This is a genomic window from Natrinema sp. H-ect1, from assembly GCF_041821105.1.
Classification (GTDB): Archaea; Halobacteriota; Halobacteria; order Halobacteriales; family Natrialbaceae; genus Natrinema; species Natrinema thermotolerans.
Genome location: NZ_JBGUBA010000013.1, coordinates 12,152 through 26,919, shown reverse-complemented (window position 1 = coordinate 26,919; position 14,768 = coordinate 12,152). Strand labels below are relative to the sequence as shown.

The window sequence follows — 14,768 nt, the reverse complement described above, 5'->3', positions numbered from 1 at the left end:
TCCTCAGACCGGGTATGCACAACGTCGACGCCGCCGGCCTGGGGATCGGTGACGACCACCCGCCCCGGATCATGGGCGTATTGAACGTCAGCGAGGAGTCTCCCTACGATCCCAGCGTCTACGACGACCCCGGCGACGCGGCCCGCTACGTCGACGAGGAACTGATCGGCGAAGGGGCCGACATCGTCGACATCGGTCTCGAGTCCGCGAACAAGCGCTTCGACGTCCTCTCGGCCGAGGAGGAACTCGAGCGGCTACCGATCGCGCTCGAGACGATCGAGCGCGTCTCCGGCGACGCGGTCTTCTCCATCGAAACCCGGTACGCCGAGGTCGCCGACGAGGCGCTCTCGCAGGGGTTCGATATGGTCAACGACATCGCGGGCTTTGCCGATCCCGAGATGCCGACCGTCTGTGAGGACCACGACGTCGCGGTCGCGAAGATGGCCAGCCCGCCGGATCTCGAGCGCCCCGGCGCGGTCGAGGAGACCGACTGGGCCGAGCGGAAGTCGCCGGACTGGGCCGAACGAGCGGACTACGTCGACCAGGTGTACGAGGCGCTGAAACAGAACGGGCTGACGGACAAGACGATCGTCGATCCCGCGTTCGGCGGCTGGAGCGAGGCCCAGACGGTCGCCGACGATCAGGAGACGTTCCGGCGTCTGCGGGAGTTCCGGGCGCTCGAGCGGCCCATGCTGGTCTCGATCAACCGGAAGAACTTCCTCGGGGAGATCGCCGGCCGCGAGACCGAGGAACGACTGCCGGTGAGTCTGGCGGCGACCTCGATGGCCGTCGAGCGCGGGGCACACGTGATCCGGACCCACGACGTAGCCGAAACGCGGGACGCGGCCCTGATCGGGAAGGCGTTCACCGAGCGACGGGCCGCGACAGTCGGGGGGATCGACGTCTCGCAACTGGATGTCCACTCGACGGCCGAGTTCCGGGCCCAACTCCGAGAGCGCGGTATCGACCCCGACTTCGCCGACGACTGGCAGGCCCAACTCCTCGAGATCGACGGGCTCGATGTCGACGCCGGGGAGCGATTGACGGCGGTCGCGGCCGACCACGGGGCAGTCGTCCAACGCACGTCAGACGCCCGACTGCTGCTCGTCGGATCGACGACGTCGGTTTCCGGCGTTGCAGCGGATCTCGCGTCCCGTGACGGCCGTTTGGGCACACTCGGCGAGAAGCTGTCAGAACTGCTGCGTTAAGAGAAAGCTTATACCGGATGCTTCAAAATGGAAGAGTGGACGCCGGGCGGCCTCCCGGGTAGGGGTACTTTGGAGGCGACCCCCGGCCCACATCACGGAATTATTGTGGCCCTACATCGACCAGCGACGGCTGTGGGTCGACCGGCAGTATCCCGAAGGTCCAAACCGGTCGCGCCGCGAGTACCCGCATGGAGTTCGACGAGTGGGAACCGGTCTACGAGGCCATTCTCGAGGACTTCGGCTACGGTCGGGCCGGCGACGAGCGTGGTCGCGACCTGCTGGCATCGCTGCTCGAGACGTCGTTCGAGCCGACGGCACTCCCGATCGGGCCGGACGCGACGGTGGCCATCGCGGGGGCCGGTCCGTCGCTAACTGACGATCGGAGCCTCGAGCGGGCGCGCGAGGCCGACGTCGTCCTCGCCGCGTCGACGGCCGTCGACACGCTCGCGAGCCGCGGGATCGACGCCGACTGTATGGTGACCGACCTCGACAAGAACCCCGAGACCGTCGAGCGGCTCACCCATCAGGGGGTCCCGGTCGCAGTTCACGGCCACGGCGACAACCGCGAGGCTATTCGGGACGTCGTTCCGGCGTGTGACCACGCGTACGTCCTGCCGACGACCCAGGCCGCACCGACAGGACCGGTCCGGAACTTCGGGGGCTTTACCGACGGCGACCGAGCGGCCTTTCTCGCCGATCACCTCGGGGCCGCCGATCTGGTCTTCGTCGGCTGGGACTTCGATGATCCAGCGGTCGATGACGTGAAATCGCACAAACTCGAGTGGGCCGAGCGACTGCTCTACTGGCTCGAGGGCCGACGCGGCGGTCGATTCGACGTCCTCGACGGACGGCGGGACGACATCGAGACTGCCTCCCTCCCGATCGACTCCCGCTGACGACGCCGTCGTCGGCGCTTTCCGCGGACTCCGTAGCCGTCACTGAATCCGATACTCGACGATGTCGTCACAGCCACAGGCCGGACACGTCGCGGCCGACTCGAGCGTCGTCCCACACCGCCGACACTCCTCGATTACCGTCCGGTCGTCGCTCCGGAGCAGTACCGCCTCGAGCGTCTTTCGTACGGTCGATCCGGTCGTGGAATCGCTCCCCGCTTGTCCACCCATAGCAGTTCGGTCACTCATATCACAGTTCGTTATTGTCCGATTATTCGAACTGACACGAACGGTGATGTGACCCGGGCCGATAACCGATGGCCCACAGTGGTCTCCCGCGGCGGTAATCGGCCCCTAGACGCCCGTCTCGCGGGTCGACGGCTCCCCGCCGACGGGCCGGTAGCGACGGGGCGTCCCCTCGAGACGGTCGACCACTCCCCGCCGCTCGAGGGTCCGCAGGTGTGCCGCCGCCTCGCCGGCCCCGAACTTGACGTGGATCCCCGCGAGATCGCCGAACAGGTCGCCGGCGAGATCCCAGGGGGTCGCGGTGCCGCGTCGTTCGAGCGCCGCGAACACCCGACGGGAGCGCTCCCGGTGGTGGGTCAGGATCTCGGCGACGCGTCCGGACTCGACGGCGGTGCCGTGGCCGGGCAGGAGTCGCTCGGACCGGTCAGCGAGTCGCTCGAGCGTCCGCCGAAACGCCGCCAGTGGGTCGTGATCGATCGCCGCGCCACCGGCCGCCGGATCGTCGCACCGGACCGGGTTGACCGCCGTCGGGCGAAGGGTCCGGGTATCGCTCCCGCCGACGTTCGGCGTGGTGGTCGGCAGGACGGCGTCGCCGACCAGGACGAATCCGTCGCCGGCGAAGGCGGTGTGCCCGAGCGTGTGCCCCGGCGTCGCGATCGCCTCGAGCCCCGCGACCCGATCGCCGTCCGCGAGTCGCTCGACGGGCGTCTCGTCGGGCATCGCCGAGACGGTGTCGCCGTCGATGACCTCGCCGACGGCGTCGGCCGGCACGCCCCAGGCGTCCATCGTCGCGGCGTCGCGCTCGAGGCGGCGCTCGCGCGCCTCGGCGTAGTCGGCGACCAGCGGCGCGTCGCCGGCCCCCATCGCGAGCGTCGCGTCCGCGGCCGCGGCCAGCCGCGGCGCGAGGCCGGCGTGATCCGCGTGCCAGTGGGTCACGAGGACGTACTCCAGCGCCGCCGGCTCGACGCCGGTTCGCTCGAGGCCCGCTCGGAGGTCGCGCCACGCGCGGTCGGTCGGCGGTCCGGGGTCGACGACGGCCCGATCGCCAACGAGGTACGCGCTGTTGGTCCCTTCCGGCGCGTCCCCGCCAACGTCGATGCGCGTGATCTCGTCGGCAGTCATTCCCGCGACTCTCGGGCGGCGGGTGTCTTAGTTCCCCGTCGTTTGCCGTCCGACGCCGTCCGTGTCGGGTCGTGAGAGTCTTCGCTTCAGGTTCACGGTCGACGAACGCCGCGGGCCCTCGGGCAACTAAAATAGTGCGTCGAGTTCGCCGCCGGTGTCCATCAGGGACGTAAACGCCTCGTCGGCCTGCGCCCGGACGTCCTCGGTCGTCTCCTGAGCCTCGATGGCGACCTGCTGGAGCTGGTCGATCCGCGGCACGTCGGTGACTCCCGACAGCAGGACGATCGTCCCGACCTCGCTCCGATCGGGCAGGGGGTAATCGCCACCGCGGATCTCCATGCTTCCCGTCTCGTCCTCGAGCCACTGGCGGCCGCGCTCGACGCCCTTGCGGTTGAGCCGGCTCGGCGGGCCGGTGGCGACGACCAGCCCGCGGTCGGCGCTGGCGACGTCACAGGGCAGGGTCAGCCGGCCGAGCGTGGCCTTGCGGACGAGGCTCGTCAGCCGGTTGGTCGCCGCGCCCTCGTCGAATCCATCGTCGCCGGTCAGCGACGAGAGCAGTCCGTCGTCGGTCTCGACCGTCTCGCTTGCGTAGCCGATCGTGGAGACGCCCCCGCCCGAGAGCGTGTTGATGATCTCCGAGGAGTCGACGACGCTTTCGGCGACGTGATCGCCCTGGTCGATCTCGCCGGCGGCGAAGAGGAGCCCGAACCGCTCGACGATCTCGCGGTTGATCCGGTCGTAGCCGCCCGCGACCGACTCGCCGGCGCTGCGCCATGCGTCGTTGTCGAAGACCAGCAGGTTGTCGACCTCGTCGACGAACGTGCGGAACGACCGGGCCGCGTTGAGCGTGTAGATCCCGCCCTCGTCGGTCCCGGGGAGGATCCCGAGCCCGTAGATGGGCTGGGTGTAGATCCGTCGGAGGTGTTTCGCGAGGACCGGTGCGCCGCCGCTCCCGGTGCCGCCGCCCATGCCAGCGACGACGAGGAAGGCGTCGATTTCGTGGACCGGAATCCGATCGATCGCGCCCTGTATCTCGTCGATGTCCGCCTCGGCGATTTCGGCACCGAGTTCGTTGTCCGCGCCGACACCGTGGCCTTTCACCCGGGCCTGTCCGACGAGGACGCGGTTCCGTTCCGGGACGCGCTCGAGCCCTTTCAGGTCCGTCGTCGCGGAATTGACCGCGATTGCGGACTCGACGAAGCCGCCGCCGGTCCGCTCGTCGAACGCCAGGAACTCGTCGACTACCTTCCCGCCTGCCTGACCGAAGCCGATGAGTGCGAGTTTCATAGCTGTCTGTCGTGGCCGTTCCCCGGCGCGGCCGCGACCGATCACTCGGGATCGGCCGCCGCGACCGGAATGGGAACGGGTTCCACGGCTCGAGCGTCGACAGCATCGGGCATTGTTATGGCCGACATATACCTGAGGAAAAGACAGTCATCGAACCGCTACCCTTCGTTAGTGAACACGTTCAGCGATCGATTACTATCATCAATTCGTGACCGTTCGGATCGCCGATCGATCTCGTGGAGAAAGGCCGCGACCACGTCGCCGCCATCCCCACGCTTTCGGTCCTCGAGCCCCGACTGCGACCGTGAACGTCTTCTGGCATCGCCGGGATCTCCGGCCCGACGACAACCGCGGACTGGCACGCGCCGCGGCCGCCGACGACGAGTCGGTCGTTCCGCTGTTCGTCCTCGATCCGACGGTCCTCGACCACGCCTCGCCCGTCCGGGTCGCGACGTTGCTCGAGGCCCTCGAGGACCTGCGGTCGCAGTACCGAGATCGCGGGAGCGATCTGCTCGTCGTCCGCGGCGAGGCGAGCGCGGCCGTTCCCGAGGTCGCGGCCGAGTACGACGCGACGACGGTCGTCTGGAACGAAGACTACAGCGGGCTTGCACGCGAGCGCGATCGAGCGGTCCGGGCGGCCCTCGAGGACGAGGGCATCGCCGCTGAGTCGCTCCACGACGCGATCCATCACGAACCGGGCTCGATCACGCCCAATCAGGGCGATCACTACTCGGTGTTTTCCTACTTCTGGAAGAAGTGGCGCGACCGGGACAAACGCGAGCCCGCGGCCGAACCGGACGCCGACGACCTCGCGGCCGTCTCGGGCGAGCCGATCCCGACGCTTTCGGACCTCGGATTCGACGAACCCGAGGCGACGCCGCCGACGGTGACGACGGCGGCGGCTCGAGAGCGGGTCGCCGACTTCTGTTCGGGGCCGATCTACGACTACGCGGAGCGGCGCGATTACCCGGCCGAGAGCGGCACGTCGCGGCTCTCGCCGCAGCTGAAGTGGGGGACGATCGGCCCGCGGGAGCTGTACGCGGCGACCGAGCGGGCAGCCGAGCGAGCCGAGAGCGACGACGACCGCGAGAGCGTCCGCGAGTTCCAGCGCCAGCTCGCCTGGCGGGAGTTCTACGCCCACGTCCTCGCGTTCAATCCCGAAACCGTCACCGAGGATTTCAGCGGCTACGAGAACGACATCGAGTGGCGCGACGATCCCGACGCGCTCGAGGCCTGGCGGGCCGGGGAAACGGGGTGTCCGATCGTCGACGCGGGGATGCGCCAACTCCAAGCCGAGGGATGGATGCACAACCGCGTGCGGATGCTCGTGGCCTCGTTTCTGACCAAGGACCTCCTGCTCGACTGGCGGGTCGGCTACGACTGGTTCCGTCGGAAGTTGGCCGACCACGACACCGCAAACGACGTCGGCGGCTGGCAGTGGGCGGCCTCGACCGGCACTGACGCCCAGCCGTACTTCCGGGTGTTCAACCCGATGAAACAGGGCCGCGAGTACGACCCCGATGCCGAGTATATCCGCGAGTACGTCCCCGAACTCGCCGACGCGAGCCCCGCGGAGATCCACGGCTGGCACGAACTGTCCGATGCGGAGCGAAAGCGAATCGCCCCCGACTACCCGGCCCCGATCGTCGACCACGCGGCCCGCCGCGAGCAGGCGATCGCGATGTTCGAACGGGCACGCGGCGAGGAGTCGTAGTTCGGGCGGTCCGACCGAGACCACGCCGGTCTCGCCCCTCGAGCGTACGCGATCGGTACCGGGACAGCTCACGACGGCGTGACCGCGTCGCTGTACGCGAGCAGGACCGAGACGCCTGCGACGGCGAGCGCCCCGACTACCCATACCCAGATCGGGACGAAGAACGCCGTCGCCGTCTCGATCAGCCCGCCGGCGACGCCGACGAACATCCACCCCAGCACGGTCGCGCCGACGGCGACCGACGGTCGGAGCCGTCCCGTTCGATAGGAGTAGTACCCCGTCCACGCGACGCCGGCCCCGATGAGGGCCGTCGCGACCTGCAGCGCCCGCATCGCGAACGTAATCGGCCCTCCGTCTCCCGGGAATGGGAGGGCGAGAACCGGCCCCGCCGCTACGAGCAGCCCGAGGACCAGCACGGGTACTGCCCGTCGGTCGTTGCTCGGTCGGCTCGAGTCCGTCCTCGATCGCATCGTCTCTCGTGTCCGATACGACCTTTCGAACCATAAAAACAACGTCGAGAAGTAGGATGACGAATCCGAACTCAGATAAGTTGTCATTTCTTTCGAACTCGCCGCTGCCATCGGCCAGCTGAGACCGGACAATTGAAGCGTCTAGTCAACGTCGGGCGGCGATATCGTTTACCCGCTGTCTTCCGCACGGTAATCGGTTCTGACCGCTGACATTACGGGGACGCATCACAAAACCATGTTTGCCATCACCCTTATCCCGCGGACTCTCATAGCGGCTAGTATGTCCTCTCCGGACGAACCGTCGACGCCGAATGGAGAGGTGCCGCCCTCTCAGGCGATCATCGAGGCGATCGCCGCGCACGAAGGCGTCGACGTCACCGAGATCGAGCCCCCGGCCTACGAGCCGCTGTTTACCGCGGTCAACCCGGAGGCGCTCGACGAACTGTTCCGAACCGCCGCGGGAACCGAAAGCAACGCGGTGGTCTCCCTCGAGTACGAGGGCTACGAGATCGTCGTTCGCGCCGATGGCGTCGAGGTCCGCGATCGGGCCGCCGACGAGTCGGTTAGCCGGGCTATCGAGGAGTAAGTCGCCTCAGTCGGCCCAGTAGGCCTCGCCCGGCTGTGTCTCGAAGACCGCTCGATCGAGCAGTTCGATCGCCTTCTCGAGGCCCTCCCGTGAACTCGTCAGCGAGTCCTCGTGTTCGATGCTTAGGGTGCCGTCGTAGCCGACCAGCCGGAGCGCCGAGACGATATCCTTCCAGTGGGCCTCGCCGTGCCCGTAGCCGACCGACCGGAAGAGCCACGATCGGTTCGGTTCGTCGTCGTAGGCGGTCGTGTCCAGCACCCCTTTCTCGCGGGCCTGCGCGTCGTAGATCTTGGTGTCCTTGGCGTGGACGTGGTGGATCGCGTCGCGCTCGCCCAGATAGCGGATCGCGTCGGTGATGGTGATTCCCTGCCAGTAGAGGTGGGATGGATCGAAATTCGCCCCGATCCGCTCGCCGGTCTCCTCGCGGAGCCGTGCCAGCCCGTGGGGTTCGTAGATCAACATGTTCGGATGCATCTCGATCGCGACGTCGACCCCGTGATCGGCCGCGTCGTCGGCGATCTCGCCCCAGTAGTCGATCGCCCGCCCCCACTGGTACTCGAGCGCGTCGGCGTGTTCGGGTGGCCACGGCGCGGTGATCCAGTTGGGAACCTCGTCGTCGGGGCCGCCCGCGGGCAGCCCCGAGAAACAGGTGACGGCGTCGACCTCGAGCTGGGCGGCCAGCCGGATCGCCTCCCGGAGTTCGGTGTCGGCCTCGGCGGCCCGCTCGTCGTCGGGGTGGAGCGGGTTGTTGTGGGTCGCGAGCGCACTGATCTCCATGTCACACTCCTCGAGAAGGTCCCCCAGCTCGGCCTGTGCGGTCTCGTCGTCGAGGTACTCGGACCGGACGAGGTGATCCTGCCCCGGGTGGCCGCCGACGCCGGGTTCGATCGCGTCGACGCCGAGGTCGTCGAGATAGGGTAGCGCACTCTCGAGTTGTTCGTCGGCCAGCGGCGGGGTGTGGACGCCGATCTGCATAGGCCAGCGACCACGGCCGAGGGAATAAAACGAGGGCAGGCAGCCGATGGCGGCCGGTCGCTCGCCGCTGGGCTGTGGGTCCTTTTCACTCGTCGATCCTGACCGTCCGTCCCTCCTCGCTCGAGCGGTAGATCCCGTCGACGAGCCGCTGGACCGTCAACGCTTCCTGAACGCTGTCGGCACACGTGCCCATCGCATCGCCGCCCCCGACTATCCGGCCGAAGAACGCCCGCTGTTCGTCCGAGTGGGTGTCGTTCTGCCGCGTTTCGATCGTCGTGTCCTCGAGGTGGTCGGGGCCGACATTGCTCGCGGAGTGGACGCTGAGATCGCCCTCGAGGAGGTCGAAGCGGGCGGCCGCGTCGGTTCCCCGGGCGACGAACTCGTGGGTGGCCGGCCGGTTGGTTGCCCACGCGACCTCGAGCGAGATGGTCCGGTTGTCCCCACAGCGGATGAACGCGCTGGCGGAGTCGTCGACGTCGAACCCGCCCGGTCCGGCGTCCTCGGCCCACATATCGAGGTAGGCGTACTCCTCGCGGGAGCCGAACACCCCGCGCGAGACGCCGGTCACCTCCTCGACTGCGGGGTAATCGAGCAGGTACAGTGCGAGATCGATCGCATGGACGCCGAGATCGATCAACGCACCGCCGCCGGCGATCTGTCGGCGGGTGAACCACGACCCCCGTCCGGGGATGCCGCGTCGCCGGACGTAGTTCGCCTCGATGTGTGAGACGTCGCCGAGATCCCCCCGTTCGATGCGGTTTTTGACGATCCGGACCGTGTTCGCAAAGCGGTTGTTGAACCCGACCATGCCGACCCCGTCCGAGGCCGCCGCGGCCTCGGCGATCCGCTTGGCGCTGTCGATCGAGTGGGCCAGTGGCTTCTCGAGGAGGACGTGTAACCCGCGTTCGAACGCGTCGACGGCGTACTCCTCGTGGTACTTGTTCGGGGTCGTGATGATGACGGCGTCGACGCCGTCGTATAACGCCCGGTGGTCGTCGTAGACGTCGACGTCGTATCGCCGGGCGAACCGTGTCCGGGCCTCGGCAGCGACGTCCATGCCACCGACCAGCGGGACGCCGAGGTCGACGAGTCGCTCGGCGTGGTACTGGCCGATGTTTCCGAGGCCGACGATGCCGGTTTTGATGTCAGTTCGGTCGGGTGTCATTGTCTGGGGGGCCGCTGCGAGCGTCTCGTCTCGATCTGATACACCGATAGTCGCTATATCGAATATGGGGGCTCGAAGACCTTCGATCCGTCGCCAAACGACGAGTGGGTGGAGTCGGATCGGCGGGGCCGATCAGGTGTCGGCTTCCGTCGGTGTCGTCCCCGGTTCCTGTCCCGATCGGTCCGTCAACCCGTGGAGCAAGGCGTCACCGGAGGCCGTCTCGAAGAGGTGGATCTTCGAACGGTCCAGCACGACGTCGACGTCCTCGCCCGCCTCGATCTCCGTATCGGGGGTAACGCTCATCAGCAACTGATTTGGCGAGGTAGCGGGGTCCTGTTCCATCGACCCGGCCGCGGCCTCGGAGAGCAACAGGTAGACGAAGACCTCGTCGCCCATCGGCTCGAGGACGTCGGTCCGGGCCTCGATCCGATCCGTCGAGTCGGTCAGCGAGTCGGCGTACCGAGTCAAGTGGACGTCCTCCGGTCTGACACCGAGGGTAACGGCGTCGCCGACGCCGACTTCCGACAGCTGCGAGGGATCGAGGTCGACGGTGAAGTTGTTCGTCTCGAGGCCGTCCTCGACGAGCGTTCCCTCGACGAAGTTCATCGACGGCGAGCCGATGAAGCCGGCGACGAAGAGGTTGGTGGGTTCGTTGTAACAGGTAAGCGGCGCGGCGATCTGCTGAAGGCGGCCGTCGTTCAGGACGGCGATCCGGTTGGACATCGTCATCGCCTCCGCCTGATCGTGGGTGACGTAGATGACCGTCGCGTCCAGCTCCCGATGGAGCCGCTGGAGTTCGGTCCGCATGTGGACCCGCAGCTTCGCGTCGAGGTTGGCAAGCGGCTCGTCCATCAGGAACACGTCGGGGTTGCGCACGATCGCGCGGGCGATGCCGACCCGCTGTTGCTGGCCACCGGACATCTCCGAGGGCATCCGATCGAGCATCCCCTCGAGCTGGACGATGTCGGCCGCTTCCTCGACGCGACGGCGGACCTCCTCGTCGTCGTACTTCCGGAGCCGGAGCCCGAAGGAGATGTTCTCGTAGACGTCCATGTGGGGGAACAGGGCAATGTTCTGGAAGACCATCGCGACCCCCCGGTCCTTCGGGGCGAGGTCGGTGACCTCGTCGTCGCCGATGTAGACCCGTCCCTCGGTGGGCTGGGTCAGCCCCGCGACCGTCTCCATCGTCGTCGACTTCCCACAGCCCGAGGGGCCGACGAAGGTGACGAACTCGCCGTCCTCGACCTCGAGGCTGATGTCGTCGACCGCCGTTTCCTCACCGTACCGTTTCGTGATGTTCTCGAGTCGTACTCGTGCCATTGTGTTACTCTTTGAGTGCGCCCGCGGTCAGTCCGCTCACGATCTTTTCCTGTGCGATGACCACGAGGATCGCGACGGGGATCACCCCGAGGATGCTCGCGGCGGCCATGAGGTGGTACAGGACCTGGTACTGGCCCTGATAGGCCAGGATCCCGTCGAGGATCGGTGCCCAGTTCTCCGGCTGGCCGTCGGTCATCAGGAACGAGAAGAAGAACTCGTTGTAGGTTGCGATGAACGTCAACACGCCCGCGGTCGCGACGCCGGGGGCCGACAGCGGGATGATGACCCGGAACAGCGCGCCGAGTCGCGTCGTCCCCTCGACCCGGGCCGCGTCCTCTAGCCCGTCGGGGATCTGTCCGTAGAAGGTCGTGAGGATGAAGATCGCCAGCGGCATGAAGATCGCCGACAGCGGCGTCACGAGGGCAAAGGGCGTGTTGTAGAGGGTCCCGTCGCCAGTGATCGGCTCGAGGAAGAAAAAGGAGGTGTTGAACAGGTCGTTCAGCGGGATGAAGAAGGCCGCCGGCGGGAAGAAAGAAATCACCAGCACTAACAGCATCAGCGGCGTTCGGCCGGGGAACTCGAGGCGGCCGAACGCGTAGCCGGCGAGGCTGGCGACGACGAGGACGACGGCCGTCGAGGCAAGCGCGATCACGAAGCTGTTGAACATGTAGACGTGGAAGGGGATGACCTGGAACACTTCGACGAACGCGCCGGGGTTGAAGCCGTTCGGCGTGAAGACGATGTTCTGGAGCTGTCCCTCCGGCGTCAGCGCGACCATGAGCAGCCAGTAGAAGGGAAACAGCGTCGTAAAGAGGAAAAAGACCGCGGCGACGTAGAACATCGCCCGGTAGACCCGGTCCGGGTTCTCGATGGAATCGGCGACCCACTGCTGAAACGGGCCCCGGTCGAGTTCCGCGTCCCGGCCGTCTTTGAGGATCGAGGCGTCGTCGGACCCGCTCGCAGGTGTGCCGCCGTCAGGGCGGCGAAGCGTCGGATCGCGTGGCGGATCGGCTCCCGACTCGTCGATGCCGCTTGGATCGGTGGTGTCTCGTGGATCGGACATCAGTACATCCCTCCTTCGGTGTCGCGAAACAGCAGCAGGTAGATGCCGATGATCAGGCCGATGACCAGCGCCGTCCCGAAGGCCACGGCGGCGGCGGTCGCGTAGATGCGCGTGCCGCCGAACATCGCCTCGACGACGAGGCAGGTCAGCGACGGCACCGTCGTACAGCCGGCCGTCGACTCGATCAGTCCGAACACCCGCATCGCGTCCATCGTTCGGAACAACATCGCGACGAGCAAGGCCGGCATCACCAGCGGGAGCGTGATGAGTTTGAACCGCTGCCATGGCGAGGCCCCGGCCACGCGCGCGACGTCGTACAGGCTGCGGTCGACGCTTTGCAGCCCCGCGAGGATCAGCAGGGCCATAAAGGCCGACGACTTCCAGATGTCGGCCACGAGGATGATGATGAAGGCGTCGCGGCTGTTGGCAAGCGGCGTCGCGCTGAAGATTCCCAGGCTCTGCATGAGGTCGGAGCCGAATCCGACCGTCGGCTGAAAGAGGAGAAAGAAGATCATTCCCTGGATGACGATCGGCACCGCCCACGGGAGGATGATCGCCACGCGGACCCACCGTCGTCCCCGGAAGTCCTGATCGAGGACGTAGGCCTGTCCGAACCCGATCACCGTCTCCATGACGACGCTGATGACCGCGAACGCGAGCGTGACGAACAACGCCTGCTGGAAGAACGGGGTCCCGAGTTCGACGAAGGGAAACGACGAGGTCAGTCCCACGTCGAGGAACTGCCGGGCCAGCCGTGCGTTCCCCGTGAGGATGTCGACGTAGTTCTCGATGCCGACGAACCCGCCAAGCGGGTCCAGCCCTCGCGTCTGATCGGCGCGCAGCGACATGACGAACGTCCGGAGCATCGGGTAGAACGCGACCAGCGTCAACAGCGCGAACGCCGGCAATAACAGCAGGTACGCGTACGCCGCCTCGCTCAGTCCCTCCATCCAGTTGACGACGGCGTTGCCGGTCCGCTCCCGGTCTTGGCGCCGTCCGGTGTCGCCGATCCCGTCCGTATCTGTGTCAGTCGCCATCGGTAGTCACCTCCGCCTCGCTCTGTTCGAGTTCCTCGGCGAGGTCGTTCATCGCCGCCTCGGGATCTTTCGCGCCGCGGTAGGCCGCGTTGACCTCCTGATAGACCAGCGCCGACTGTTCCGGCCAGAGATCGGTCGCCGGCCGTGGGACCGCGTTCTCGCTGGCCGACTGGACCACGTCGGCATAGCGGGCAACGGGACCGACCTCCGCCGGATCTGCTTCGCCGACCAGCTCGAGGTTCGGGGGGAGATAACCCCCGAGTTCGAACACCGTCAGCATGACCTCCTCGGTGGCGAACGCCTCGAGGACCTGCAGTGCCTCCGCCTGCCGATCCGAGAACGGGCTCACGGCGAGGTTCCAGCCGCCGAGCGCGGCCGTGGTGCCGCCGGTGCCCTCGTACTCGGCGTCGGCTTCGGATACCGCGTACGGCCGGGTCATCACGCCAAGGTCCTCGCCGAAGGCCCCTTCCGCGCCGGTCTGTGCGATCGCGAACGACCAGTTGCGGTTCGAGACGGCGTCGCCGTCCGCGAACGGGCTGAGTGACTGCTGTTCGGTCCACTGGACGATCGCCGACGGACAGATCTGTGCGTACTGGTCGGCGTCGCTTCCCTCGCCCTCGATGAACGACCGCATCATCCGGATCGCGTCGATCACCGGCTCTTCGTCGACCGTAATCGGCCGCTCGCCGGCGGTAAACAGGTTGTCGGTGCCGCCGAAGTAGGCCCCGCCCCAGGAGGTCATCACCTCGTTGAACGTACAACAGGACAGCCCCTCGTACGCGGCCGCCTGCGTCGTGAACCCGTAGTCGAGGCCGGCCCCGTCTCGCGCGTCACGGACCGCCGACGCGAACTCCTCCCAGCGGGGCGGGTCGGTCCCCCAGCCGCTCGTATCGTAGCCGGCGTCCTCGAGCAGGTCCTTCCGGTACAGGGTAAAACCCAGATCAGGGAACAGCGGCAGCGCGTGGAGATCACCGGTCTGGGGGTCCCGCGCCGTCTCGAGGATCGCCTCGAGATAGTCGCTGTTGACCCGCTCGAGGACGTCCTCGGACAGCTCTTCGGTCAGGTTGACCGTCTGGTTTCGGAGGATAAACGGGACCGTCCAGCCGCTGTCCATCATGTGGATGTCCGGCGGGGCTCGACCCGCCTCGAGGGCCGACTGGGCGGTCTGCATCCGTGACGCGGAGTCGCTGACGACGGTCTGGATCTCGATGTTGATGTCCTCGTCCAGTCCCGCATCCCAGAGCGCTTGCTGGACCGACGGCCCGTCGCCGTCGCCCTGGATGATCCCCGCGACGCCCGAATCGGCGGTCATCACGACGGTGTTCGGGCCCGGGCCCCGACTGAGGCAGCCGGCGACCCCCACGGCTCCCGCCGTCGCGGCCGCCGTCCCGGTCAGGAACGACCGCCGTCCGGCGCTGAAGCGGTCGTCCCCGCCGGTGGTATCTCGTCCCATGCGAGGGGACGGACCACGGTCACCACCTTAATTGTTAGCTGTAAATATGATAATAAAAGCTGACTGTCCCGATAACGGTTCCGTTACGCGGACGCGGGCGTACGAGCCACGGTCGAGCCGGTTTCGGGCGGCTCGCAGGGCGGCGTCTAGTCGCCGATTTCGAGGCGACGGTCGGCAGGTGCCGGCCGAGCGTATTCGACCGTGGGCGTCGGATCCAGGGCGATCGACT

At 67.3% G+C, this 14,768-nt stretch carries 14 protein-coding genes; 4 read left to right on the top strand and 10 right to left on the bottom strand.

The genetic code is table 11. From position 1 onward, the window contains the following. Positions 1–14 precede the first annotated feature (14 nt). Both folP and ACERIM_RS17375 read left to right on the top strand, forming a co-directional pair. Positions 15–1,208: a dihydropteroate synthase gene (folP, locus tag ACERIM_RS17380; RefSeq protein ID WP_373633602.1), complete on the top strand. Its 1,194-nt coding sequence runs from the start codon at positions 15–17 to the stop codon at positions 1,206–1,208. A 188-nt stretch (positions 1,209–1,396) separates the two neighbouring features. Beyond that, on the top strand, positions 1,397–2,104 hold the full coding sequence (locus ACERIM_RS17375; RefSeq protein WP_373633601.1) for a 6-hydroxymethylpterin diphosphokinase MptE-like protein: 708 nt from the start codon (positions 1,397–1,399) through the stop codon (positions 2,102–2,104). 39 nt (positions 2,105–2,143) lie between these two features. Here the strand turns inward: ACERIM_RS17375 and ACERIM_RS17370 are convergent, their stop codons facing one another. From ACERIM_RS17370 to ACERIM_RS17360, 3 genes are all read right to left on the bottom strand, one after another. Next, positions 2,144–2,332 carry a hypothetical protein gene (locus ACERIM_RS17370; RefSeq protein WP_006648686.1) on the bottom strand — a complete coding sequence of 63 codons (189 nt, stop codon included), beginning with the start codon at positions 2,330–2,332 and terminating at the stop codon, positions 2,144–2,146. A 123-nt stretch (positions 2,333–2,455) separates the two neighbouring features. Continuing rightward, positions 2,456–3,469, bottom strand: a complete 1,014-nt coding sequence (locus tag ACERIM_RS17365; RefSeq protein WP_373633600.1) for an MBL fold metallo-hydrolase — start codon at positions 3,467–3,469, stop codon at positions 2,456–2,458. A gap of 126 nt (positions 3,470–3,595) precedes the next feature. Further along, positions 3,596–4,756: a tubulin/FtsZ family protein gene (locus ACERIM_RS17360; protein WP_373633599.1), complete on the bottom strand. Its 1,161-nt coding sequence runs from the start codon at positions 4,754–4,756 to the stop codon at positions 3,596–3,598. A gap of 304 nt (positions 4,757–5,060) precedes the next feature. Between ACERIM_RS17360 and ACERIM_RS17355 the strand changes: the two genes are divergently transcribed. After that, positions 5,061–6,470: a deoxyribodipyrimidine photo-lyase gene (locus ACERIM_RS17355; RefSeq protein ID WP_373633598.1), complete on the top strand. Its 1,410-nt coding sequence runs from the start codon at positions 5,061–5,063 to the stop codon at positions 6,468–6,470. Positions 6,471–6,538: 68 nt separating this feature from the next. On the opposite strand, the gene ACERIM_RS17350 is transcribed toward ACERIM_RS17355, so the two are convergent. Further along, the gene (locus ACERIM_RS17350) at positions 6,539–6,940 is read right to left on the bottom strand and encodes a hypothetical protein (protein ID WP_172704525.1); all 402 of its coding nucleotides are present in this window, start codon (positions 6,938–6,940) and stop codon (positions 6,539–6,541) included. 280 nt (positions 6,941–7,220) lie between these two features. Here ACERIM_RS17350 and ACERIM_RS17345 point away from each other — a divergent pair, with 280 nt between their 5' ends. Beyond that, positions 7,221–7,526, top strand: coding sequence for a HalOD1 output domain-containing protein (locus ACERIM_RS17345; RefSeq protein WP_049905528.1), 306 nt, complete (start codon positions 7,221–7,223; stop codon positions 7,524–7,526). A gap of 6 nt (positions 7,527–7,532) precedes the next feature. Here the strand turns inward: ACERIM_RS17345 and ACERIM_RS17340 are convergent, their stop codons facing one another. From ACERIM_RS17340 to ACERIM_RS17315, 6 genes are all read right to left on the bottom strand, one after another. Continuing rightward, a complete protein-coding gene (locus tag ACERIM_RS17340; RefSeq protein ID WP_049964160.1) occupies positions 7,533–8,501 on the bottom strand; it encodes a sugar phosphate isomerase/epimerase in 969 nt (322 codons plus the stop codon). Between the two features lie 85 nt (positions 8,502–8,586). Further along, positions 8,587–9,666, bottom strand: coding sequence for a Gfo/Idh/MocA family protein (locus ACERIM_RS17335; RefSeq protein WP_373633597.1), 1,080 nt, complete (start codon positions 9,664–9,666; stop codon positions 8,587–8,589). Positions 9,667–9,798: 132 nt separating this feature from the next. Continuing rightward, a complete protein-coding gene (locus ACERIM_RS17330) occupies positions 9,799–10,986 on the bottom strand; it encodes an ABC transporter ATP-binding protein (protein WP_373633596.1) in 1,188 nt (395 codons plus the stop codon). A gap of 4 nt (positions 10,987–10,990) precedes the next feature. Then, positions 10,991–12,049: a carbohydrate ABC transporter permease gene (locus tag ACERIM_RS17325; protein WP_006648677.1), complete on the bottom strand. Its 1,059-nt coding sequence runs from the start codon at positions 12,047–12,049 to the stop codon at positions 10,991–10,993. Then, complete coding sequence (locus ACERIM_RS17320) at positions 12,049–13,086, bottom strand: carbohydrate ABC transporter permease (RefSeq protein ID WP_006648676.1); 1,038 nt, start codon at positions 13,084–13,086, stop codon at positions 12,049–12,051. Before ACERIM_RS17320 ends, ACERIM_RS17325 begins: the two co-directional genes overlap by 1 nt. Beyond that, positions 13,076–14,539: an extracellular solute-binding protein gene (locus ACERIM_RS17315; protein WP_373633595.1), complete on the bottom strand. Its 1,464-nt coding sequence runs from the start codon at positions 14,537–14,539 to the stop codon at positions 13,076–13,078. Before ACERIM_RS17315 ends, ACERIM_RS17320 begins: the two co-directional genes overlap by 11 nt. Positions 14,540–14,768 lie beyond the last annotated feature (229 nt).

Coding starts and splice junctions, on each gene's coding strand:
- ACERIM_RS17315 (WP_373633595.1), bottom strand. CDS start 14,539: ATGGGACGAGATACCACCGGCGGGGACGACCGCTTCAGCGCCGGACGG.
- ACERIM_RS17320 (WP_006648676.1), bottom strand. CDS start 13,086: ATGGCGACTGACACAGATACGGACGGGATCGGCGACACCGGACGGCGC.
- ACERIM_RS17350 (WP_172704525.1), bottom strand. CDS start 6,940: ATGCGATCGAGGACGGACTCGAGCCGACCGAGCAACGACCGACGGGCA.
- ACERIM_RS17340 (WP_049964160.1), bottom strand. CDS start 8,501: ATGCAGATCGGCGTCCACACCCCGCCGCTGGCCGACGAACAACTCGAG.
- ACERIM_RS17335 (WP_373633597.1), bottom strand. CDS start 9,666: ATGACACCCGACCGAACTGACATCAAAACCGGCATCGTCGGCCTCGGA.
- folP (WP_373633602.1), top strand. CDS start 15: ATGCACAACGTCGACGCCGCCGGCCTGGGGATCGGTGACGACCACCCG.
- ACERIM_RS17345 (WP_049905528.1), top strand. CDS start 7,221: ATGTCCTCTCCGGACGAACCGTCGACGCCGAATGGAGAGGTGCCGCCC.
- ACERIM_RS17370 (WP_006648686.1), bottom strand. CDS start 2,332: ATGGGTGGACAAGCGGGGAGCGATTCCACGACCGGATCGACCGTACGA.
- ACERIM_RS17325 (WP_006648677.1), bottom strand. CDS start 12,049: ATGTCCGATCCACGAGACACCACCGATCCAAGCGGCATCGACGAGTCG.
- ACERIM_RS17375 (WP_373633601.1), top strand. CDS start 1,397: ATGGAGTTCGACGAGTGGGAACCGGTCTACGAGGCCATTCTCGAGGAC.
- ACERIM_RS17365 (WP_373633600.1), bottom strand. CDS start 3,469: ATGACTGCCGACGAGATCACGCGCATCGACGTTGGCGGGGACGCGCCG.
- ACERIM_RS17330 (WP_373633596.1), bottom strand. CDS start 10,986: ATGGCACGAGTACGACTCGAGAACATCACGAAACGGTACGGTGAGGAA.
- ACERIM_RS17360 (WP_373633599.1), bottom strand. CDS start 4,756: ATGAAACTCGCACTCATCGGCTTCGGTCAGGCAGGCGGGAAGGTAGTC.